Annotated in this window: 24 protein-coding genes; 5 read left to right on the top strand and 19 right to left on the bottom strand. The window is 57.6% G+C overall.

Translation table 11 applies throughout. The features are described from left to right. The coding region (locus tag BLT75_RS12205) for a transposase (protein ID WP_143028551.1) at positions 1 to 317 on the top strand (317 nt) is incomplete at its 5' end. A 9-nt stretch (positions 318 to 326) separates the two neighbouring features. Here BLT75_RS12205 and BLT75_RS12200 read toward each other — a convergent pair. The 10 genes from BLT75_RS12200 to BLT75_RS12155 are packed head-to-tail and all read right to left on the bottom strand — an operon-like array spanning position 327 to position 8,347. Further along, positions 327 to 656, bottom strand: coding sequence for a 2Fe-2S iron-sulfur cluster-binding protein (locus BLT75_RS12200; RefSeq protein ID WP_093031705.1), 330 nt, complete (start codon positions 654 to 656; stop codon positions 327 to 329). Positions 657 to 667: 11 nt separating this feature from the next. Beyond that, positions 668 to 1,051, bottom strand: a complete 384-nt coding sequence (locus BLT75_RS12195) for a RidA family protein (protein WP_093031702.1) — start codon at positions 1,049 to 1,051, stop codon at positions 668 to 670. Beyond that, complete coding sequence (locus tag BLT75_RS12190) at positions 1,048 to 1,677, bottom strand: TetR family transcriptional regulator C-terminal domain-containing protein (RefSeq protein ID WP_218128891.1); 630 nt, start codon at positions 1,675 to 1,677, stop codon at positions 1,048 to 1,050. The genes BLT75_RS12195 and BLT75_RS12190 overlap by 4 nt, the downstream gene beginning before the upstream one ends. Before the next feature lie 23 nt (positions 1,678 to 1,700). Continuing rightward, entirely contained in the window at positions 1,701 to 2,294 is a 594-nt protein-coding gene (locus BLT75_RS12185; RefSeq protein ID WP_093031696.1) for an NAD(P)H-dependent oxidoreductase, read from the bottom strand. 15 nt (positions 2,295 to 2,309) lie between these two features. Next, the gene (locus BLT75_RS12180; protein ID WP_093031693.1) at positions 2,310 to 3,320 is read right to left on the bottom strand and encodes an ABC transporter substrate-binding protein; all 1,011 of its coding nucleotides are present in this window, start codon (positions 3,318 to 3,320) and stop codon (positions 2,310 to 2,312) included. Between the two features lie 21 nt (positions 3,321 to 3,341). Continuing rightward, on the bottom strand, positions 3,342 to 4,706 hold the full coding sequence (locus BLT75_RS12175; protein WP_093031690.1) for an FAD-binding oxidoreductase: 1,365 nt from the start codon (positions 4,704 to 4,706) through the stop codon (positions 3,342 to 3,344). Continuing rightward, entirely contained in the window at positions 4,703 to 5,887 is a 1,185-nt protein-coding gene (locus BLT75_RS12170) for an amidohydrolase family protein (RefSeq protein WP_093031687.1), read from the bottom strand. Before BLT75_RS12170 ends, BLT75_RS12175 begins: the two co-directional genes overlap by 4 nt. A 5-nt stretch (positions 5,888 to 5,892) precedes the next feature. Continuing rightward, a complete protein-coding gene (locus tag BLT75_RS12165; protein ID WP_176827975.1) occupies positions 5,893 to 6,756 on the bottom strand; it encodes an ABC transporter permease in 864 nt (287 codons plus the stop codon). Further along, positions 6,737 to 7,543, bottom strand: coding sequence for an ABC transporter ATP-binding protein (locus BLT75_RS12160; protein WP_245706504.1), 807 nt, complete (start codon positions 7,541 to 7,543; stop codon positions 6,737 to 6,739). Before BLT75_RS12160 ends, BLT75_RS12165 begins: the two co-directional genes overlap by 20 nt. 3 nt (positions 7,544 to 7,546) lie before the next feature. Beyond that, positions 7,547 to 8,347 (bottom strand): creatininase family protein, encoded by an 801-nt coding sequence (locus BLT75_RS12155; protein ID WP_093031681.1) that lies wholly within the window; start codon positions 8,345 to 8,347, stop codon positions 7,547 to 7,549. 291 nt (positions 8,348 to 8,638) lie between these two features. Here BLT75_RS12155 and BLT75_RS12150 point away from each other — a divergent pair, with 291 nt between their 5' ends. From BLT75_RS12150 to BLT75_RS12140, 3 genes are all read left to right on the top strand, one after another. Then, a complete protein-coding gene (locus BLT75_RS12150; RefSeq protein ID WP_342727450.1) occupies positions 8,639 to 9,535 on the top strand; it encodes a 2-hydroxyacid dehydrogenase in 897 nt (298 codons plus the stop codon). Positions 9,536 to 9,559: 24 nt separating this feature from the next. Then, positions 9,560 to 10,762, top strand: a complete 1,203-nt coding sequence (locus tag BLT75_RS12145; protein ID WP_093031675.1) for an NAD(P)/FAD-dependent oxidoreductase — start codon at positions 9,560 to 9,562, stop codon at positions 10,760 to 10,762. 119 nt (positions 10,763 to 10,881) lie between these two features. After that, complete coding sequence (locus BLT75_RS12140; RefSeq protein ID WP_093031672.1) at positions 10,882 to 11,568, top strand: hypothetical protein; 687 nt, start codon at positions 10,882 to 10,884, stop codon at positions 11,566 to 11,568. A gap of 329 nt (positions 11,569 to 11,897) precedes the next feature. Here the strand turns inward: BLT75_RS12140 and BLT75_RS12135 are convergent, their stop codons facing one another. Beyond that, on the bottom strand, positions 11,898 to 12,665 hold the full coding sequence (locus BLT75_RS12135) for a PRC-barrel domain containing protein (protein ID WP_093031669.1): 768 nt from the start codon (positions 12,663 to 12,665) through the stop codon (positions 11,898 to 11,900). Positions 12,666 to 12,882: 217 nt separating this feature from the next. Here BLT75_RS12135 and BLT75_RS12130 point away from each other — a divergent pair, with 217 nt between their 5' ends. Beyond that, positions 12,883 to 13,641, top strand: a complete 759-nt coding sequence (locus BLT75_RS12130; RefSeq protein ID WP_093031666.1) for a PRC-barrel domain-containing protein — start codon at positions 12,883 to 12,885, stop codon at positions 13,639 to 13,641. 72 nt (positions 13,642 to 13,713) lie between these two features. Here BLT75_RS12130 and BLT75_RS25270 read toward each other — a convergent pair whose 3' ends face one another. From BLT75_RS25270 to BLT75_RS24085, 8 genes are all read right to left on the bottom strand, one after another. Beyond that, complete coding sequence (locus tag BLT75_RS25270) at positions 13,714 to 14,259, bottom strand: RNA polymerase sigma factor (RefSeq protein WP_093031663.1); 546 nt, start codon at positions 14,257 to 14,259, stop codon at positions 13,714 to 13,716. 294 nt (positions 14,260 to 14,553) lie between these two features. Continuing rightward, complete coding sequence (gene gdhA, locus BLT75_RS12120; protein ID WP_093031660.1) at positions 14,554 to 15,900, bottom strand: NADP-specific glutamate dehydrogenase; 1,347 nt, start codon at positions 15,898 to 15,900, stop codon at positions 14,554 to 14,556. Between the two features lie 15 nt (positions 15,901 to 15,915). Further along, complete coding sequence (locus tag BLT75_RS12115) at positions 15,916 to 16,245, bottom strand: rhodanese-like domain-containing protein (RefSeq protein ID WP_093031657.1); 330 nt, start codon at positions 16,243 to 16,245, stop codon at positions 15,916 to 15,918. Between the two features lie 30 nt (positions 16,246 to 16,275). After that, the gene (locus BLT75_RS12110; RefSeq protein ID WP_093031654.1) at positions 16,276 to 16,611 is read right to left on the bottom strand and encodes a cupin domain-containing protein; all 336 of its coding nucleotides are present in this window, start codon (positions 16,609 to 16,611) and stop codon (positions 16,276 to 16,278) included. A 23-nt stretch (positions 16,612 to 16,634) separates the two neighbouring features. Further along, positions 16,635 to 17,987, bottom strand: coding sequence for a dihydrolipoamide acetyltransferase family protein (locus tag BLT75_RS12105; RefSeq protein ID WP_093031651.1), 1,353 nt, complete (start codon positions 17,985 to 17,987; stop codon positions 16,635 to 16,637). Positions 17,988 to 17,996: 9 nt separating this feature from the next. Continuing rightward, positions 17,997 to 18,986: an alpha-ketoacid dehydrogenase subunit beta gene (locus tag BLT75_RS12100; RefSeq protein ID WP_093031649.1), complete on the bottom strand. Its 990-nt coding sequence runs from the start codon at positions 18,984 to 18,986 to the stop codon at positions 17,997 to 17,999. Beyond that, on the bottom strand, positions 18,979 to 20,082 hold the full coding sequence (pdhA, locus tag BLT75_RS12095) for a pyruvate dehydrogenase (acetyl-transferring) E1 component subunit alpha (protein WP_218128889.1): 1,104 nt from the start codon (positions 20,080 to 20,082) through the stop codon (positions 18,979 to 18,981). Before pdhA ends, BLT75_RS12100 begins: the two co-directional genes overlap by 8 nt. Beyond that, positions 20,079 to 20,390: a hypothetical protein gene (locus BLT75_RS24085; protein WP_143028550.1), complete on the bottom strand. Its 312-nt coding sequence runs from the start codon at positions 20,388 to 20,390 to the stop codon at positions 20,079 to 20,081. Before BLT75_RS24085 ends, pdhA begins: the two co-directional genes overlap by 4 nt. Positions 20,391 to 20,398 lie beyond the last annotated feature (8 nt).

Below are 20,398 nucleotides of genomic sequence, written 5' to 3'. Positions count from 1 at the left end.
TGAGCGACTACATCGGCGCGCGGGCGCTTCTCGGTAGCCTGCCAAACGTCAAATGGCTGCTCGGAGATCGCGGCTATGACGCCGACTGGTTCAGGGAAACGTTGAAAGACAAAGGCATACGCGCCTGCATTCCCGGCCGGAAGCAACGCAAGACGCCGATCAAGTACGACAAGCGCCGCTACAAGCGGAGAAATCGTATCGAGATCATGTTCGGCAGGCTCAAGGATTGGCGGCGTGTGGCGACCCGCTATGACCGATGCCCCGAGGTGTTCCTATCGGCCATCGCCCTCGCCGCGACCGTCATCTATTGGTTATGAATCCTGACCCTAACTTTGACGTTCGGGCAGCCGCACTTTGAGCCCGTTCAATTCCTTCGTGACAGTAATTTGACAGGAAAGTCTGGATGAGTTCGGTTCAGCCTGATATGCAAAGTCAAGCATATCAATTTCTAAATCAGTGGCGGCAGGAAGTCTCTCGAACCAATCGGCGCCAATAAGAACATGACAGGTTGAACAAGAACATGCGCCTCCGCATTCAGCATCGATTCCGCGCATTCCTTCATTCCGCGCAGCTTCCATCAGAGTCCCGCCGGTAGGCACTACGACGAACTTCTCAGTGCCATCATGCTCGACAAACGTAATACTTACGGTATTCATGGAATCCTTTCTCACTGCGCCCGCAATGCAATTGCTTCAATTTCCACAAGAAACTCCGGTCGCGAAAACCCGGATACAATCAACAAGGTTGAAGCCGGTTTCACAGTGAGTCCCTCAAGCACTCGATCCCGAACCTCCATATATGGCGCCATGTCTTCACGCCGGGTCACAAATGCGCTGAACCGAATGACGTTGGAGTAATCCAAACCGCATTCCGTCAGGATCGCATGAATATTTGCGAAGCAAATTTCTGCTTGTGCGCCAACTGAATTCGGAACTTCACCATTCTTCGAGAGGCCCAGTTGACCTGATGTCACCACAAAGTGCCCATCGGTGATACCATGCGAATAGTTTCCGAACGGCGGTGCAATACTCGTGGGATTGAGTGCCTTCATGACACCATTCCCTCCTCCGTTAGACCACACCGCAGTAAGAACAACGTCGTGGCCTCTTTGATAATCCTGCCGTCATCGAGGGGAGCATCTGCCGCTTTGTTCATCAATACCCGTACCTGCGCCTCGTATTCGGCGTAGTGTTGGGTCACCGCCCACATGTTTATCTGAAAAAGCAGGGGATCGACCGGTTTGATCTTTCCCCCTTCGATCCACCTGTTGATGACTCCGCTGGCTTCTTCTACGGCCTTCCGGAGACCGCACCAATGAGGTGACATTTCAGGAGCACCGCGTGCTATTTCGCGTGCGAAAAATCTGGATATGTCGGGATATTCCAACGCATGCTTCAATTTCTGCTCGATATATCTCGAAATCGCCGTGGCGGGATCTTCGGGCGACGCGGCCAGAAAAAAAATCTCTCGCCATTGCTCGACAATGTAGCGAAGCACTTCTTGATATAACTCTTCCTTCGAAGAAATATAGTAGTGCAACTGCGCCTTGGTGATCCCTGCGGCATCAGCGATCGCTTGCGTGGAAGTTCCAGCGAGACCGTTTCGGGCGAACTCGCGTATTGAGGCGTCGCGGATCGTTTCGCGCATTTCCCGCCGTTTCTTTTCTGCAGCTGTCATTCTTTCCCCTAAATCCGCCATCCTTAAATTTTCGCCATTGTGCGGCTGACTCGTTTTATAAATCTCGCCCGATCCGGACCGGAGCGATGGTTCATATCATGTAACTGCAGCCAGCGCATGCGACAGTGCGGATGAAACAGAACCCTGTATCCGCGCGCCAGAAGCGAACGGCCTGGGTCGCGGATCAGCCTCAACCACCACCACGGCGAGCCGGAAGTCGTGATCACGGTGAAGCTCTTGATGTTCTGGAGTTTCCCGCGGGCTCGTTTCTTCAGGCCATCTGGAATGTCGAACGCTACACCGGGTAACCACACTCGCTCCAGCCATCCTTTTAGAATGGCTGGAGGGCCATACATCCAAGTCGGGTAGACCAGGACCAGGGCTTCGGCCCATCTCATCGCCTCTACATGTGGGGAAACCTTTTCGATCAACCGGCCGGTATCGGAAATATAATCATTCCAGTCCTGAAGACTGAGTACAGGATCGAAATTCGTGCGATACAGATCGATCACCTGCACATCATGACCATTCTGAACCAACGCCTCATTCGCTGTGGCCAATAGGGCGGCGCCGTAGCTTTGCTCACTGGGATGAGCGAAAACAATCAGTACTCTCACGCCGCCGCCCTTCCGTCAGTTGCCGGTCAGGCGGGACTTGATATCAAGACCATGCCCTTTGTTGACAAAGCCAGTATTGGCGACTTTCGACAGGTCAACGGCGCTGGCTTCAATGATACCGCTTTCCACGGCAAGGTCATGGAAGGCCTTGATGCGCGCATCGGTCATCGCACCAATACCCATTTCCAGCGCGTCGCCAATGTCGATTATGCCCAATTTCTCGAACTGAGCGACTTCCTTGTCGAGCTTTTCAACGGTCATCTCGGGATTGGCCGCAATAATAGCCTCATAAGCAGCGGTACGGTCGCCGTAGAGAAAATTGTACCAGCCCTCGATCGACGCATCGATGAAACGCTGAACCAATTCGGGATTTTCATCAATCAGCTGTTGCCTGGTCTCGATCGTGGTGGCGTAGGTGTTCCAGCCATGGTCAGCGAGCAGAAATGTATCGACATTCGCGCCTTGGGCCGCAGCGTACAGGGGCTCGGCTGTACCATAGGCCTGTTGCACCATCTGCTTGTCCTCCAGAAACTGGGCCAGGTTAAACCCATAGGGCCGGATCTGTTCGTCTCGAAACCCATGCGCATCAACCATCCACTGCCAGAAGCTGAATTGGCCATCCTTCGACACGAGAATGGTGGGAGCCTCCGTTAGAGCTCCGAAGTTCGCATACTGCCCCTGGTGAGCCATCACCGATTGCGGATCCTTCTGAAAGAACGCCGCAACGACTGTGGTTGGAATTCCGTTTCGCACATTGTCGAAAGACAGCAGTAGGTTGCCGGCCATCAGAAAGTCCAAGCGGCCCGCAGCCAGCATCGGCCTGTTGTTCATTTGCGGTCCGCCCATACGGATCTCCACGTCCAGGCCATATTTCTGGTACGTACCGTCGGCCAGGGCCTGATAGAAGCCACCGTGACCACCTTGGGCCAGCCAGTTGGTCCCAAAGACCACCTTGTCCGATGCCCAAGACGCTCCTGCGACCACAGTAGCAGCCAGGGCTGCAAGTACAGTTCTAAAAGTTTTCATGTTGGTTTTCCCTGTTTGGTTTCAGTCAACGCGGGCCATGTCCGCGGTCCAGCCCCGGGTTTTTCCCGGATTCATCAAGCCATATGGATCGGCCAGTTTCTTGAACTCGATCTGTGCAGTATCAATTTCCTTCATACCGCCGTCTTCGATCGTCACTACGTGCGGGTCAAAAATCGTACACCCGTCCGTGTCCTCCAACTCGGCAATCAACCGGTAAATTTGGTCCTTGCCGCGATAGCGCACCAAGGGCAGCGCAAATATCTGAATCCGCCCTCCCATCCGCGCCATTTCGTGGTGCCAGAAGATTTCGTCCCCGTAACGCGCCATCTGGCGCTCCACCAATTCAGGGTCAAACGCTGGGGGATAGGCAACCTGCAGATAGGTCCAGCCTTTGTCCACCTTCAAGGCCTGCAGGGTCGTGTGGTTCCATCCGCATTCATACGCCGGCTGAAGCCCCGCCGCCCTTATCTCGGATTTGGTTTTGGCAAAGGAGATCCGCCCGCCCATTTCCTCCGCTTTTGCTTGAAACCGAAGCATTTCGTCGGGCGCGACCATCGCGAAAACCGCATCGCGGTCGGCAGGAAAGAGCTTGCCGAACTTGGTATAGTAGGGCGAAAACCGCCGCTCCACTGCGGTCAGGAGATAACAATCCAACCCGTCTTCCTGTGCTGAAGCAGCAAAGCGCAAAGCCTGCCCGTAACCGTCGAACAGAGCTGCGGTGTGGATCCAATCGGTTGCTTTTGTCAGGGCAAGCCCAACTTCGACCACAATTCCGTTTGTGCCATAGGCGTGTTGGACCTTTTGGATTTCGTCGCCCGTCAGTTCGATGAGCCGGGGAGTTGGCTCCACCGTAACCACTTTGAGATAGGTAACATTGCCAGGGTCACGCAACATTCCGTGGCGCAAGGAACCGATCCCGCCGGACCCGCCGGCAATGAAGCCTCCAATGGTCGCCATCTGGCGCGTGGACGGATACATGAGCAGTTCTTGCCCGGTCTCCCGAGCGGCATCATCAAGCCGCGATATACGCGCCCCGGCTTGAACCTTTACATGTCCGGCTGTGATCTCCAGCACCTTGTCCAGGCGCGTCAAGTCCATGATGACGCCGCCTTCCAATGGAACACATTGGCCGTAGTTGCCGGTCCCGCCTCCGCGCAGGGTAAGGGGAATCTTGTATCGCGCAACAGCGGCAGCGACTGCAATCACGTCTTCAACGCTCTGTGGGACCACCAGCAAATCACCGATAATTCCATCCAACTGCTCGTTCAGGATCGGGCTGTACCAGAAATAGTCGCGGGACCGCGCCGCCAGATAGTTGACTTCGTCATGGCAGCGGATTCCGCCAAGCGAAGCCTTGAAAGCCTCCCAGTCGTACGAAGTAGTCATGAAAAGTCTCCTTGATTTTCTGCCAGAATGTGACCGCCGCGCCAGACTTGGCGCGCCGCACGGGGGCGGCTGACCGCGTCGTCCAAATCATCTGCGGCGATTCTGATGAAGTCTGCTGGGCCGCCTTCCCGCAGGCGCATGCGCCGTCCTGTCCAATTGGCAGGGGCCTCGCTGATGGCATCAATCCAGTCATCTGGCGCAAGGTGAGCCGACAACACGGCGGTTCGGAAAACCTCGAAAAGATCGTAGTCGCCATAGGGGTAGAAGGCATCGCGCACGTTGTCGGACCCAAGCATGACCTCAATTCCAGCTGCGCGCGCTTCCTGAAGAGGCGCGAGCCCCCGCAGCCGAGGCGTTCTGCCCGGCTCCACGTCCTGTAGGTAGGCATTGCAGGTCGGCAGCACCGTCAACCCGATACCGGCTTCTCCACCGCGGGACAGAATATCCGCAACATCAGTTGGCCGGCGGATTGACAAGGCGCATCCATGCCCGCAAAGCACCCTGCCTTGCATGTTTCTCTTCCGGGTTTCCGCGATGATCGCATCAATGCCGCATGCTTCCGGATCAAGCCCCTCGTCGACATGGAAATCCAGGCGCAATTCGTTGCGTTCGGCCAGATCGAAGACTTGCTCCAATTTTCCTGCCAGACCCGTATTGCGGTACACGAAGGCACCAAGTACTCCACCGCTCGCCTTGACCGTATCGGCAATGGCTTCTCCATGGACAACCAGGTCGTCAAGTGGCGTCAGTGAAGCAAGCTCCACGTCGACCCGTCCGCGCCAGTCTTGCGCCAACTCGGTCAGCACATGCCAAGATTGCGGCGTTTGCGCGCCAGTCCAGTCCAGATGACTGCGGATAAATCCTGTACCATTGTAATAGGCCCGGGCCAGCGCCTTTTCGGCTCTTTCACGTAGGTCGGCATCGCTCCAATCCATAGCATCGGCGCCCATCATTTCGATTGCATGAAAAAGGGACTGAGCGCGTTGCGGCATCCGGTAAGATGTAAACGTCTTGTCCAAATGTGTATGAATATCCGCGAGCAAGGGCAGGATCACGCCGCCCCCGTTTGCATTCGATGCACGCAGGGCGGTTATCCGCCCTTCGGCAATGAACAGGTCCCAACGCCCGGCGCGCCCAACCAGCTGCGCGCCTTCGATGGTTTTGATCCCATAGTCCCGCATTGGCTTCACAGTTCACGCTTGATTTCGCTTTCGTGCCAGTGACCAAGCACAGCACGCGACAGCCAGGATGTCGTCAGGAAGATGATGATCCCCAACACCGATACCAGGAACAGCGCCGCAAACATCCGGGGAATTTCGTTCCGGAAACTGGACTCGAGTATGCGCGACGCCAAACCAGTGTTTTGACCTGCAGTACCTGCCACGAATTCGGCAACTACCGCGCCAATCAGTGCCAAGCCTCCGGCGATTTTCAGGGCTGCCATGAAATAGGGCAGCGCCGACGGTATCAGCAGATAGCGGAGCCTTTGCCAGGGCGTTGCCTGGTACAAACGGAACATGTCGCGCAGGTTGTGATCCGCGCTGCGCAGGCCAATCGCCGTATTCGACAGGATCGGGAAGAAGGCGACGATCCAGGCGCAGATCAGCAAGGCCCAGAACGTGCTCTCCACATAGATCAGGATAAGCGGCGCAATCGCGACGACCGGTGTAACCTGAAGAATTACGGCAAAGGGAAACAAGCTTATCTCGACTGTCCGGGAAAGCGCGAACAGCATGCCAAGCAACACGCCGCCGGCAATCGCGAGCGATAGGGACAGCAGGGTTAGCTTGACGGTGAACCAGGCGCTTTGCGCCAGCGTGGCCCAGTCCTGAATCAGCGTTTTCGCGATGAGGCTGGGTGCAGGTATCAGGTAATGCGGCACATCATTGTACCAGACCAGGAACTCCCACAGTCCTAGCGCCGCGAGAATGGAGGCAATCGGCATGATGATGCGAAGATTGCGTTCTCTCAGCATCGCCTGAAGAGCCGGATCCGCAGTCTTCACTTCTGTTTTGCCTCGGGCACTCCGCTCAATGGTTGATGTCGACATTGTCCATGGTCCCTTCCAAAGCGTTGCTTACCAGACGGCAGGTCTCTGCATATTCTGCCGTGGTCCTGTATTCTCCGGTCCGCGGATAGCCTCCGGGCAGGGGAATATCGTGAACAACACGCCCCGGACGTGCGGCCATCACAATCACCCGACTTGAGAGGTAGACGGACTCGAACACCGAATGGGTCACAAAGATCACTGTCAGCCCCTGCGACTTCCACAGATCCAGCACATCGTTGTTCAACTTGAACCGGGTCATCTCGTCCAGCGCCGCGAAAGGCTCATCCATGAGCAGAAGCTTCGGCTTCGTGACCATGGCCCGCGCAATCGACACCCGCATTTTCATGCCGCCCGACAATTGCCGCGGATAGGAAGCTGAAAACTTCGCCAACCCAACCATATCCAACGCTTCTCGGACCCGCGGCCCAGCCTCTTTGCGGCTGAGCCCTTGCAACTTCAAAGGAAGGTAAACATTGTCAAAAACCGTAGCCCAGGGCATCAAGGTGGCTTCCTGAAATACGTAGCCTACATCGCTGCCATCTATGCTCTGACCTGCGGGGTGGCCGTTGACCGAAATTGCTCCGGAGGACACCGACAGGAGACCCGAGATCATCTTCAACGCCGTGCTCTTGCCGCAACCCGACGGCCCGAGGAAACTCACGAATTCACCTTCCCGGATCTGCAGTGACATCCCCTGCACGGCCGTGACGTTGTTTCCAAACCGTTTGTCGACATTCGACATTTCAATTTGGACAGGAGCTTCCGGGAGAATTTTCTGTTCCATCATGGGTTACCACTCCGGCTTGCCATCAAGCCATGCCAGCGGCAGGCTATCGATTTCGGAAAAGGCCGAGACGAGACGCTCAACCGCATAGTTCAATGTCGCTTCACCCTTTTCGGCGGTCGCCAAATGAGCTTCGCCACATGCCCCGGATGTGTTGAGGTCCTGGGTTTTCCAGCCGGGTTTGACACCCTTCCCCAAACCCAAATGGCGAAATCGCTCGGCAAGATCCTGACCATTCGACCGGAAATCCCGTGCAGCGGACATGCTCACATTTGCCGGATCAAGGGCCAGCATCACCGACGTTTCCATGTCGCCTGCGTGGATCCCATGAGACCTTTCGACCTCTGAATAGAGACCATCTGGCATTCCGAACCCAAACCAATTTGCCGCGAAGGCCATCATGCCGTGATGGATCCTTAATTCGCGTGCGGCAATGTCCATGACCGGAATATTGCCGCCATGCCCGTTGAGGAACACGAGCTTGCGCACGCCGGACCTCGCCACGCTGGCACCGGTTTCAATCAGTACCTTGATAAATGTTTCCGGCGAAAGCGTCAGCGTTCCCGGAAAATCGATGTGCTCATCACTCTTGCATACCGCTTGGGGCGGCAAGAACAGTACGGGTACGCTGTCCGGCAGGCGCTCCGCCAAACGCGTCACGACCCCGTTGACGGTGCAGGTATCTACGGACATGGGAAGATGCGGCCCATGCTGTTCGATCGCGCCAATTGGCAAAACGGCAATCAGTCGCTCTCTTTCGAGTTCCGAAAACTCACGGCTGGTGTAGTCGGCCCAGAAACGCTTCATTCGCGCTCACTCTGCCAAACAAAGCCCGATTTCAGGCCAGAAGTCTCAATCATTTTGCGGTCCTCCCATTTTCAGTTGAACAAAATCATAGCAATCGGTCAAACTATTTGGTAAGTTTTTATAACATCTTTAAAACACTCATCTTTTCCATCCGAACCCCCTCGAAAAACGACGAATCACCGGTGTTTTGATGGCAAATAGGCAGAAGAAGCAGAGGAAAAAATCTCGATGCGGCCGCGACTGCTCATCACACGCCCCCTGCCAAGAGCCGTTCTTGAGCAAGCCAGAAGCTTGTTCGACACCGACGTTCGCGCAGACACAGGCCGAACGGAGGGTGGCTTCCTGCAAATGGCCTTGTCCGATTATGATGCCATCATCCCTTCGTTGGGGGATGATTTTTCGAGCGATGTGTTTGCAGCCGCTCCAAACATTCGGTGTCGGATCCTGGCCAACTTTGGCGCTGGAACCGACCACATCAACCTCGCTTCGGCACAAACCGCAGGGATAACCGTAACCAACACCCCGGATGCGGTGACCGAACCGACCGCAGATCTTGCCATGACTCTCCTTCTCATGAGTGCGCGCAGGGCAATTGAAGGCGATCGCATGGTCCGTTCCGGAAGCTGGAAAGGCTGGCACCCAATCGAGATGCTTGGTCAGCATGTAACCGAGAAAACGCTCGGCATCGTCGGTATGGGCCGGATTGGGCAAGCTGTCGCGCGCAGAGCGCATTTCGGCTTCGGGATGAATGTCATTTTCTTTAACCGTTCGTCACGAATGCTGGAGGGTTTGCCGGCAAAACAGGAGAGTTTGCCCACGGTTCTCGCAACGGCGGATTTTGTCGTGATCACAGTTCCCGGAGGTAGCCGTACCTATCACATGATCGACTCTGACAACTTGGCCCGCATGAAGTCGACCGCACATCTGATCAACGTCTCCAGAGGAGAAGTCGTTTGTGAGGAAGCGCTGATCCGGGCCTTGAAATATCGAAAGATCGCAGGCGCTGGACTGGATGTGTACGAACATGAGCCGGACGTGCCTGCAGAGCTTCGATCATTGGACAACACCATTCTGCTGCCCCACCTCGGCTCTGCCACGGAAGAAACGCGGACCCAAATGGGCATGGCCGCCCTTGAAAATCTCGTCGCGTTTTTCGAACAACGCGACCCACCTCATCGTGTGGTTTGAATACTAACTGGGAGGAAACTTACCTTGAAACACATCGCGATCGTCGGCGCGGGTCAGGCTGGTGCGTCTTTGGCTGCAAAGTTGCGCAGTCTTGATTTCTCTGGGAAAATTACCTTGATCGGCGATGAGACAGCGCTGCCCTACCAACGCCCACCGCTGTCCAAAAAGTATCTGTTGGGTGAAATGGACCTCGAAAGGCTCTATTTGCGCCCGGAACGTTTCTATCAAGAAAATGACATCCGATTGCTTCGAGGTGTGCACGTTTCGGCAATCGACCGAGAGAAACGTAGCCTCAAGCTGCGTGATGAGACAATTCAATATGACGAACTTGCGCTGACCACCGGCGCGTCTCCCAAAGCGCTTCCCGCTGCGATCGGAGGAAATTTGACCGGTGTCTACGTAATGAGAACGCTTGCAGATATCGATCACATCGCTCCGGAATTTCAGGCCGGTCGACGCGTTCTTGTCGTGGGTGGTGGTTACATCGGTCTGGAGGCCGCGGCAGTGGCTGCCAAGCTTGGCCTCAAAGTCACCCTGATCGAAATGGCTGACCGTATCCTGCAGCGCGTGGCAGCACCGGAAACGTCTAATTTTTTTCGCAAGCTGCATGAAGAGCACGGCGTTGAGATCTTGGAAAATACCGGTTTGGAGCGCCTTCTCGAAGGCGACCCGATAACGGCTCGCCTGTCCACCGGCGCCAGGCTGGAAGTCGATTTCGTCATCGCGGGAATTGGCGTTACGCCCAATGACAAATTGGCGTCAGCCGCCGGGGTGAAATGCAGCAACGGTATCATCGTCGACCGAATTGGTCGAACCAGTGATCCGCACATCTGGGCTGCAGGTGATTGCGCGAAGTTTGAGTTTCGAGGTAATTTGATCTGCCTCGAAAGCGTACAGAATGCAATAGATCAGGCCGAGGCTGTGGCAGCCAACATCCTCGGAGGACGTGAGTGCTACACTCCGAGACCGTGGTTCTGGTCGGACCAATACGATGTCAAACTTCAGATTGCCGGTCTCAATTCTGGCTACGACCAAGTTTTTGTCAGGTCGGGCTCTTCGTCGCGTACATGTTCTCATTGGTATTACAACGATGGAAAACTGCTGGCTGTGGATGCCATGAATGATCCGCGAAACTACATGATCGGAAAACGCTTGATCGATGCGAATTGCTCACCTGACCCGAAGCAAGTGGCGGATAGCGGATTTGAACTGAAAAGTTTACTATAAGAAAACCAGCGGCCCTCTTCGCCTGTGAAGAGGGCTGCTAAACTGGCCGGCCAGATGAACTTCCCCGCCTCCAGCCACTTCGTGTAGACACGATAGCTGGCAACAATGGCACTTTTTCATTGCTCGACAATTACAACAATCTGACCGGAGTTGCCGGCAGCGATGGCCTGGACGATGGGGTGCCCTATACGTTGGAATCCAGCGCCGACCACGGTAATGTGGACAACGGCCATGACGGCGGTGTTTTCGACGATCTGGACCTCGGTTTTACCGATGGCACGTTGAACGGTGACGCCAGCGACCTCTGGTACACGCTTGTCATTGACCCCGACGAACGTGTCGATCAAGCCGAGTTCGTTAATAAGCAACTGGCTGGAGCCGAAGCGATCGAAGTGCCGGTCGATCTGTCGCGTATCCTGGTTGGTGGACCGCAGGAAGTACTCACCGTCCCACACGGTGATACCGGCACGATCAGCTTTGACGGGTTCCTGTTCTCGTCGGGTGACGAGGCCGATTTCTCCAATAACGTCACGTTGTTCGATGCTACGGGCGAATACGACGCCACCCCGAACAATGCCGGCGGCATCGGGGTGGGCAACGGCAATTTCAGCCAATATGAAGGCATGATGGTCGATCTGACCAATGTGTCCGCTCCTGTATCGGGGACCACTTTCGACCTGACACGGGTCGGTGGCAATCCTCCGGACAGTGTCGACGTTCTCTGGCAGGTCGTCGGAAGCGACGGGTTGACTTATGACGGTGAGGATACCGTCAACTTCCCGGGGCAAGCCGAACGATGTGGATGAGGTCAGGATCGAGCCTATACCGCGGCCGGAGTGACCTCCTGCCGGGTGCTTTCAGGTCAATCACGCGGCATTTGGCAACACCTCATGTTCGATGCATTTCGCGTTGCCTATGAGCATTTCGCCCGGCATTTTGGGGAACTGTTTTTTCATCATAAGCGACAGCGCCACCCGTGCGTGCAGCCTGGGCAAACCCATCGTCGCCATCAGGCTCAGGAAGACGTCGCCGGGCTACGGGCCGCCGCATCTCGGGGACATTCGTGATGGCTGCGGGCGCGCCACCGGATCGATGCATCGGCCACGCGGGCATCCACGGCGACAGGCGAAAACGTCTACATCGGATGGGCGCCGTATGCCCCGTAAGGCGTAAAAGCCAGATGCGCATCGCTGCGTTCAAGATCTTCGATCTGCGTCAGTTCCGGGGACTGCTCGACCGTTTCCTTCGTGTCGTCGACGGCAATGCTCTGATCTGCCCAACTAACGGCGGAAATCCAGTCGGTCCTGATGACGACCTGGCGGCCCGGGAGCCATGTGCCGGTGTCCGCAGCGATGTACCGGATCTTCCAGCCGTCCGGATCCAACAGGAAGTCGACGATTGATCCGATCTGGCCGTCGCGCGCACGCACGGCATAGCCCATCATCTCGGCCATGCTGCGAAGGTGCGGATCTTCAGGGTTTTGCGGCGCATCGCCGAGGTTGCGTTCTGCCTCCGGTCCGCCGAAAAGCTGGTGCTCGGCTCTCGCCGGCGTGTAGGCGGCGCCCGGAACTCCGAGCATGAGCGCCGGCCAAAGTTCGAACTGCCGATGCCGAACGGCGTGCTCTTGCTGCACACTGACCGGAGGGTGCTTGTCCGGGCTTTGCGCTTCATCGAGCTGTTTCTTGTTCAGCGCAATGGGAACCGTCCGCCTCTCTACGTCAGGCGTGCCAAGGAGCGTGGATTTCACGAGGCCCTGTTGTCTGGTGAACAGGAACCCGGTTTCGGTCACGAGATAACGAACGCGCCAGCTTTCGTCGTCCAAATAGAAATCCTCGGCATGGCCTTTTCTTCCATCCGCCGCCTCGATCGCGAAGCGGCGCAGGTCGTTGTAAGATAGCAGCATTCCAGGCCTCCTCTCTCACCCTTTGAGGAACAACGCTTCTATGCTCCTCGTGCTGCGAATCCGGGCGCCATCGACAGCAAGGCCACCTGCGTTTCTCGCGGCACTCGTTTCCCGCTGCCCGAGTGGCCCACGCAACGGTCGGACGTTCCAGGCGTTGTACTCGTGAAATCCCTTCAGCGATGCAACGTCGCAAAGGGAAGAAGGAAAGGAGACAAACATGATGAAACGACAAACCTTGTTTGCGATTGCCGGCATGTCGTTCTCAGTGTTGCCCGCAACTGCGCAGAACGTCGTGGATGCCGGCAAAATCGTCCTCGACAGCTGGTCCGACGAAGCGCTCTATGCGTCGGATGCACTGAGTGTCGATGAGCTTTTCGGTCGGGATGTTACCGGCGAAGGTGGCGAACGCACTGGCGATGTCGAAGACCTTGTTCTGAACGATAGCGGCGAAATCATCGCCTTGATTGCAGAGGTCGGCGGGTTCTGGGATATCGGCGACACCCATGTCAGCGTTCCCTGGGACATGGTTCAGATCAGCGCCGACCGTTCCGTGGCCGTGCCGATGACCCAGGACCAAATCCCCGATTTCGATCTGTTCGCCAGTTCCGGTCTGCCAGAGGATGCAAACGTAGCTGGCGAGATCATCGAGGGTGTGGACGACCAGGCTCTCGGTTCGGAACTTTGGCGCGCCTCGGATTTGATGGGCGACTATGTCCGCGTCGTGGGAGACGGCGAACGCTGGGTCAATTTCGGTTATGTCTCGGACCTTATGATCAATGACGGTGCTATCACGGCCACGCTTGTCAGGACAACCGTAAGGTACGGTCCGGGCACCTATGCCTATCCCTATCATGGCGGTCCGGAGGAAGGCTTCGGCATGTGGGCGCCCGGGTCATCGACCTTGGACCTGCCAATCCTTGTTGGCGACGCAGTTTCGCGTCCCCAATTCGATGCCGAGCGCATGAAATCGAAATGACCGGCCTCTTCAGGGCAACCAGCGGGCAGCCAGCATGTGCTGCCCGCGCCCCGCTGATCATCCTGGGCCGCTTTACGGCCTGAGTTCAGCGCGGGTCCGCGATAGCCGGCTGCGGACTGTCCCTTCGGCTACCCCCAAACTGTTGGCGATTTCCTTGTGAGAAAGCGCGGAAAACACGCTCAGCAGAAGAAGCATGCGGTCGGCCGGTCGGGCCTGGCTCAGCTTGCGCTCACAATCCCGGATTTCCATCCAGTGTTCTTGCGAACCGGGCTGGCTCAGGCCCGAGGGATGGCAATCCTCGATCGGAATATGGGTTCCGCGACGGTGCTTCTTTCTCCATCCATCGAGGAAGCGGTTTCGAAGGATCCTGAACAGCCATCTTCGCATGTAGGTGCCTCGGCGAAACCGGTGACGGTTCTCCAATGCTTTCAGAATGCAATCCTGCACGAGATCGCTTGCTTCCGAAGAATCCTGAGTCAGCGACAGCGCATAGTTCCGCAAATGCGGAAGCTCCGGCAGCAGCTCGTTCTCGAATTCGTCCAGATGTCTTGTCTTTCGGCAAGACGCATCACTCGGCTCCGAGTGCTCGAAATCCTTGATTTTCCTTGTGTAGGTCATGCGGCATGATTGCACTGACCTCCATCAACTGTCTTTAGCATGGAGTCGGGCGCACGGAAGTGGACGCCAACCCGTCCAGGGGGGCTACGCGACCGGTTGCCAGGAAAACCGGTGCTTGGACATGGCATATGCGCGAAGAACGCTTTGCGGCTTTCCGAACGACATGGCGGCGAGGTCCGTGCTTCATCCGACTGTCATTGGTCTGCCCCTCCTTTCTTCTTGCACATTGAAGCAGCGATACCCGGAATGGGGCGTTATCCCTTGCCAGGACTGGTTTAGAGAGGGCACCGGACCTTACAGGATTCCAAAGGCCGTCATGGCCTCGGCCACCCTGATGAAGCTGGCTCGATTGGCCCCGCGTTCGTAGTCGGGCTGTTTATCGTCTCCCCCGTGCGCGACGCACAGCGTGTGGGCCTCTTCAATGATGCGGCGAAGGTCCTGGGCCAGATCTTCCTCGGACCAGTGTAGCCGAGCGGCGTTCTGGCTGAGTTCGAGACCCGACATCGCGACACCGCCGATATTGGCCACCTTTCCAGGACCATAGAGCAGCCCGGCTGCGCGCACGGCCTCGCGCGCTTCAGTTGTGAGGGGTAGGTTCGCCCCCTCGACCACGATTGTGCATCCGTTATCGACGAGCGAAGCCACGGCTGCCGCGTTAATTTCGTTCTCGGTCGCACAGGGCAGGGCAATATCGCAGGCAACCCTCCACGGGGTGTCCCCAGGATGCCAGCTGCCGCCGACCTTGGCGGCCATGGTTTCGAGGCGGAAGCCGGGGTCATCATGCGCGGCGACGATCTGGTCGATCCACTCCTCGGACAGGCCCTCGGGCACATGCAGGAAGCCTCGCGAATCCGACAGGGTGAGCACCTTGCCGCCGGTCTGGGCGAAGCGCTTGGCTGCATGGGTCGCGACATTGCCCGCGCCAGAGATCGCGGCCGAGCGCCCGTCAATCGCTTCTCCGCGATGTTTCAGCATCGCCTCGAGAAAGTAGATCACTCCGAAGCCAGTCGCCTCGCGGCGCAGGCAGCTGCCGCCGAACTCAAGTCCCTTGCCTGTCATCACCCCGCTGAAGGTCTCGGTGATCCGCTTGTATTGGCCGAACATATACCCGATCTCGCGTTCGCCGACGCCGATGTCGCCGGCAGGAATGTCGCGGTGCGGACCGATCTCCTTGTGAAGCTCCGTGATGAAGGCCTGACAGAAACGCATGATCTCGGCCTTGGACCGGTCCTTTGGGTCGAAATCCGCACCGCCCTTGGCGCCGCCCATTGGCAATCCGGTCAGAGCGTTCTTCAGGGTCTGCTCAAACGCAAGTCGACGCAGGATGCCTTCCTCGACCGAAGGTGCAAAGCGCAGACCTCCCTTGTAGGGTCCGATGGCGTTTGAATGTTGAACCCGGTAGCCTCGGTTCACCTGAACCTCGCCTGCATCGTCAAGCCAGACGATCCGGAAGCTGACCACCCGGTCGGGCTCGGCCAGTCGTTCGAGAATGCCTGACTCGACGTATTCGGTGCGCTGGTTGACGATGTCCACGACGGATTCGACGAGGTCGCTGAAGCCCCGAAGGAACATGCTGTCTGCCGCATGCCGCTTACCGCAGGCCGACTTGACAAGGTCTTCTTGCCTCAGTGCCTCGCTCATGTCCCTGGCCCAAGCTCAATGCGGCTCGACAGGCAGGCCGGCATCGCGCCAGTCATCCTTTCCCGCCTCGTAGTCGAACACCTTTGTGAACCCGAGCTTCTCCATTTTCTCGGCGGCGCGAGGAGAGGCATCACATTCCGTATTCTGACAATAGACGACGACCTCATCATCCTTGTTGGCGGCAGCCTGGATGCGTTCGGCGAAGTCATCGGATCCTACGGGGACATTGATCGCGCCGGGAATGTGGAACTTGTCGTAGCTTTTCTTGGGAAGCACCTCGACAACCGTCAAATCGTCGGCGCTGCGCATCTTGAGACGAAGCGATTCACGATCGATCGTTTGCATTTCCTCCTCCTGTTTTCTGGTTTTCCGGCTCTAGGTATCGATCTCTGCCGGTGGCGAGGTCGCCTCGATCGCCGTAAAGGGCTTTTCGACGTGGTAGAGGTGTTTTGCGCCGGCCGGCACCAGCCAACAGTCGCCGGGCTCTAGAGTGATTTCCTGACCTTCGAGTTCGAGACGCGCCTTGCCCTTGATGACATAGCCCACTGTCTCGTAGTTGCGGTGGGAATAGGGTTTCGACGCCTCGCCTTCCGGCACGGCTTCCCAAAGGCGCATCGAAACCCTTTTCCCGGCAACGAGGTACTTTTGGCCCATTGCGCCTACGGGTGAGAATTCCGATTTCACTTTCTTGATGGTGGTGTCTGTGGTCATGGCTTCTTCCCCTCTCTGTGGTTTCAGATTTCGAGTGTGAATGTCGCAGGGTCTCCAAGGAGCCTTGCAAGTTTGTCCGCGAATCTTGCTGCATCGGCCCCGTCAATCGCCCTGTGATCGAAGGACAGAGCGACCGGCAAAATCAGTCTCGCTTCCATCTCGGGTGACGCGATGTCGTTGAAACCGCTTGTCACCACGGGCTGCAGTGACGCCCGTGCAAGACCCAGGATCGCGGTCTGGGGCGGATTGATGATCGGCATCAGGTCGTGACCACCAAGCGACCCCACATTGGTGATCGTGAAGGTGCCGCCGGAAAGGTTGGCCTTCCTGAGACTCCGCTTGCGGGCCTTTTCGGCGAGATCGACGAGTTCTTCATGAATTTCGGACAGCGATTTCCGGTCTGCCTCTGCGATGACCGGCGTCACCAGCCCGTGCTCGGTCGCCACGGCGATGTTGATATTGTAGTAACCGCGTTCGACGATCTCGCGCGCCTCGGCATCGAAGCTGGCGTTGAACCTCGGTTCCTCCGGCAACAGGGTTGCCACCGCTTTCGTCATGATCGCGGTGAGTGAAACGCGTCCTGCGTCTTCTGACAGGTCTCTGCGCCATCGTTCGATTTCGGTAATGTCAATTCTGTCATGGTGAACTGCATGTGGAATGTTCTGCCAGGAGCGTGACATCGCTCGCGCCGTTGCGGCCCTGAGGGAACCGAGAGCCCGGCGTTTGATGGGTCCGAACCCGTCCCGTTCGGACGATGTTGCTTTCGCATCGGCCTTGCCGGATGCCGCCTGCACGTCCTTGACGGTGATTTGTCCGTCCGACCCGGTCGCCGATATGTCTGCGAGATCGAGGCCAGCATCCTTCGCGGCCTTGCGCGCCGCGGGCGATGCCTTGGGTACCGGTCGGCCGTCTTCGTGCTGTGTATCCTTTTCTTTTGCCTCCGGACTTTCGCTCGTAGCCGAGGTTTTCCTGTCGGGTGGTGCGCTCGGCTCTTGGGAAGTCGTGTCTTGGCGATCTTCTCCCGAGGTGGTTCTGGTGTCGGCTTCAGCCTCGGCGTCGTCCTGTGCGTCAGGGCCTGCGTCATCTTCCGAAGTCTTTTCATCTTCGGTGTCGCCGTCAGATGGTTCCGATGCGCCTGCGCCATCCTCGATGACCAGGAGAATCTTGCCGACCTCCACGGTATCTCCGACGGACACGCGAATTTCCTCGACGCGCCCGGCAAAAGGGGAAGGCAGTTCGACGGCGGCCTTGTCGGATTCGACGACAAGAATGTCCTGACCCTCGGATACCTCGTCCCCCTCGGCGATCATGATCTCCAGCACGTCGACTTCGTGGATGCCTTCGCCTGGGTCCTGCAATCGAAATTCCTGTTTCATCGCTCCTCGCTAGTCGGTGATCATGTCTCGTGCTGCGCGAACAATCCGGTCTACGGAGGGCAGGTAGGCCTGTTCCCGCGCGAAGAACGGCACATGGATATCCCATCCGCAAATGCGCCGGATCGGACAGTGCAGCGAATAAAAGCTCTCCTCCATGACCCGCATCGCGATCTCTCCGGCGGGTCCGAAGCTCGGCGGTGCCTCGTTCACGATCAGAAGGCGCCCGGTTTTCTCGACGGAGGCCGCAATAGGCGCGGCGTCGAGTGGCGAAATCGTTTCGACGTCAATGACATCCGTGTCGATTCCGTCTGCGGCAAGGGATTCAGCGGCCTCCAGGGCACGATGCAGCATCGCACCGTATGACACGATGGTAAGGTCCCCGCCCTCCCGCACGGTCCGCGAGACGCCGATCTCGGCGGGTTCGATGCCGTCAATATCCTCCCGGATGGTCCGGTAGACTGCCTTGGGTTCCATGACGATCACGGGGTCAGGGTCGCGAATTGCGGCATGGGTCAAAGCATAGGCCCGCGCCGGCGTTGCCGGGATGACGATCTTGAGGCCCGGAATATGCGCGAAGAATGCCTCGCGGCTCTCGGAATGATGTTCCAGCGCCCGCACTCCAGCACCGTAGGGCATGCGGATCACCATGGGCACGCTGTGCGCGCCCCGGGTCCGCCAGCGCATCCGTGCCGCGTGGTTCTCGATCTGGGCAAGGGCGTAGTAACTGAAACCCGAGAACTGCATCTCGGCGACGGGCTTGAGACCGTTCATCGCCATTCCGATCGAGAACCCGATGATCCCCGACTCGGCAAGCGGCGCGTCGATCACGCGATCCTTGCCGAATTGTTCCTTGAGCCCTGCGGTGACGCGAAAGACGCCGCCGTTCGTTCCCACATCCTCGCCGATCACCACAATGGTTTCGTCGCTGTCCATGGCTTCGTGAAGCGCGCGGTTGATGGCGTCCACCATCGTCGGAGCTCTGTCTTTCTTCTCAGCCATCGTTCGCTCCCCTGCCGGTTTTCAGGAAATCTTTGCGTTGACGTTTCAGCGGCGGCGTAAGGTCTTCGAAGATATGGTCGAATATGACTTCGTCGGACTGTTCTTCGAGCTCGGCGATACGCGTCTTTGTCGCGGCCCAGGCCCTGTCGATCTCGTCCTGGATCTGTTCTTCGAGCACCTCGACCATCGCGTCGTCGATTTGCGACCGTGAACGGAGAAATGTTTCAACCCGAGTGATGGGGTCGCGTGCCCGCCACGCCTCGATTTCGTCATCGTCACGGTATCGGCTCGGGTCATCGGCCGTGGTGTGCACCTCCATCCGGTAGGTCAGAGCCTCTACCATCGAGGGAAGCCCTTTCGTGCGCGCCCTTTCGACGGCTTCTTCGACAACCTGCCGGACCGCGAGCACGTCATTGCCATCCACCTGAGCTGACGGCATGCCGTAGGCATGGGCTTTCTGGGCAATCGTGGATGACGCCGTTTGCGCGGAACGCGGCGTAGAAATTGCCCAGCCGTTGTTCTGGCAAACAAAGACTACCGGCGCCTTGAGGACGCTTGCGAAGTTCATCGCTTCGTGAAAGTCGCCCGAGGAGGTCGCCCCGTCTCCGAAGAAGACCATGGCGACCGTGTCTTCGCCGCGCAATCGGGCGGCATAGGCAATCCCGGCTGCAATGGGCAGTTGCGACGAGACCGGCACGGTCTCCGGTAGCCTGCGATCCCCCTTCTTCCCCGCGAGCCCTTCGTTCCAGCCCGCTGCGGTCAGAAAGATATCGGCCATTTCCACTCCAAGGAGCAGCATCGCCGCCTTCTCGCGGAACGATGGTACGAACCAGTCGTCGTCGCGTAGCGTCGAGGCCGCTCCGACTTGTGCTGCTTCCTGCCCCTTGATCGGAGCAAATGTTCCGATTGCGCCCTGACGCTGGAGTTTCAGCAAACGCTCATCGAACCGCCGCGCCCGCAGCATCGCCTTGAACGCCTCTTCGAGGAAACCCACGTCGTCGTCGATCGAGGTTTGGTCATCAACCAGGTTACCGTTGGCGTCCAATACCCTGTGTGGCTTGGTAGACGGTTCGGGGTATTCAAGATGTCCTGTCAACTTGTGTTCTCCTTCGTCACATTTCGGTCGATGTCACGAACCGTGCCAGTTACTGAAAACAACGCCCCGAACGGCGTTTTGCTGCGACGGGCCGGGCGAAACCGGCATTCATTCATGGTCGGCACTCCGGAGCGGGTCGCCGGCCTCACCTTCATCCAAGAACCTGACCCGGCACTCGTGAGCAGGCCTGATGTCGTTGCACCAATCTTCTGCCCCCGGTTTCCGCCCGCGGCCGCAATGCGCGGAGGGACGGCGAAATACTGGTGGTAGAATTTGATATCCTTCCAGATGGCGCCCCGTTTGATCATTTATCTCT

Origin of the sequence: Ruegeria marina (assembly GCF_900101475.1) — a bacterium.
GTDB classification, from domain to species: Bacteria; Pseudomonadota; Alphaproteobacteria; order Rhodobacterales; family Rhodobacteraceae; genus Ruegeria_B; species Ruegeria_B marina.
Note: the sequence above shows the minus strand (reverse complement) of the source record. Positions and strands in the feature narration are given on the sequence as shown.

What these genes read in the sequence shown, in the direction of transcription:
- BLT75_RS12135 (WP_093031669.1), bottom strand. Translation starts at nt 12,665, where the DNA reads ATGCTGCTATCTTACAACGACCTGCGCCGCTTCGCGATCGAGGCGGCG.
- BLT75_RS12160 (WP_245706504.1), bottom strand. Translation starts at nt 7,543, where the DNA reads ATGATGGAACAGAAAATTCTCCCGGAAGCTCCTGTCCAAATTGAAATG.
- BLT75_RS12200 (WP_093031705.1), bottom strand. Translation starts at nt 656, where the DNA reads ATGAATACCGTAAGTATTACGTTTGTCGAGCATGATGGCACTGAGAAG.
- BLT75_RS12170 (WP_093031687.1), bottom strand. Translation starts at nt 5,887, where the DNA reads ATGCGGGACTATGGGATCAAAACCATCGAAGGCGCGCAGCTGGTTGGG.
- gdhA (WP_093031660.1), bottom strand. Translation starts at nt 15,900, where the DNA reads ATGAGCGAGGCACTGAGGCAAGAAGACCTTGTCAAGTCGGCCTGCGGT.
- BLT75_RS12110 (WP_093031654.1), bottom strand. Translation starts at nt 16,611, where the DNA reads ATGACCACAGACACCACCATCAAGAAAGTGAAATCGGAATTCTCACCC.
- BLT75_RS12190 (WP_218128891.1), bottom strand. Translation starts at nt 1,677, where the DNA reads ATGACAGCTGCAGAAAAGAAACGGCGGGAAATGCGCGAAACGATCCGC.
- BLT75_RS12155 (WP_093031681.1), bottom strand. Translation starts at nt 8,347, where the DNA reads ATGAAGCGTTTCTGGGCCGACTACACCAGCCGTGAGTTTTCGGAACTC.
- BLT75_RS24085 (WP_143028550.1), bottom strand. Translation starts at nt 20,390, where the DNA reads ATGATCAAACGGGGCGCCATCTGGAAGGATATCAAATTCTACCACCAG.
- BLT75_RS12195 (WP_093031702.1), bottom strand. Translation starts at nt 1,051, where the DNA reads ATGAAGGCACTCAATCCCACGAGTATTGCACCGCCGTTCGGAAACTAT.
- BLT75_RS12130 (WP_093031666.1), top strand. Translation starts at nt 12,883, where the DNA reads ATGATGAAACGACAAACCTTGTTTGCGATTGCCGGCATGTCGTTCTCA.
- BLT75_RS12105 (WP_093031651.1), bottom strand. Translation starts at nt 17,987, where the DNA reads ATGAAACAGGAATTTCGATTGCAGGACCCAGGCGAAGGCATCCACGAA.
- BLT75_RS12115 (WP_093031657.1), bottom strand. Translation starts at nt 16,245, where the DNA reads ATGCAAACGATCGATCGTGAATCGCTTCGTCTCAAGATGCGCAGCGCC.
- BLT75_RS12165 (WP_176827975.1), bottom strand. Translation starts at nt 6,756, where the DNA reads ATGTCGACATCAACCATTGAGCGGAGTGCCCGAGGCAAAACAGAAGTG.
- BLT75_RS25270 (WP_093031663.1), bottom strand. Translation starts at nt 14,259, where the DNA reads ATGACCTACACAAGGAAAATCAAGGATTTCGAGCACTCGGAGCCGAGT.
- BLT75_RS12100 (WP_093031649.1), bottom strand. Translation starts at nt 18,986, where the DNA reads ATGGCTGAGAAGAAAGACAGAGCTCCGACGATGGTGGACGCCATCAAC.
- BLT75_RS12175 (WP_093031690.1), bottom strand. Translation starts at nt 4,706, where the DNA reads ATGACTACTTCGTACGACTGGGAGGCTTTCAAGGCTTCGCTTGGCGGA.
- BLT75_RS12180 (WP_093031693.1), bottom strand. Translation starts at nt 3,320, where the DNA reads ATGAAAACTTTTAGAACTGTACTTGCAGCCCTGGCTGCTACTGTGGTC.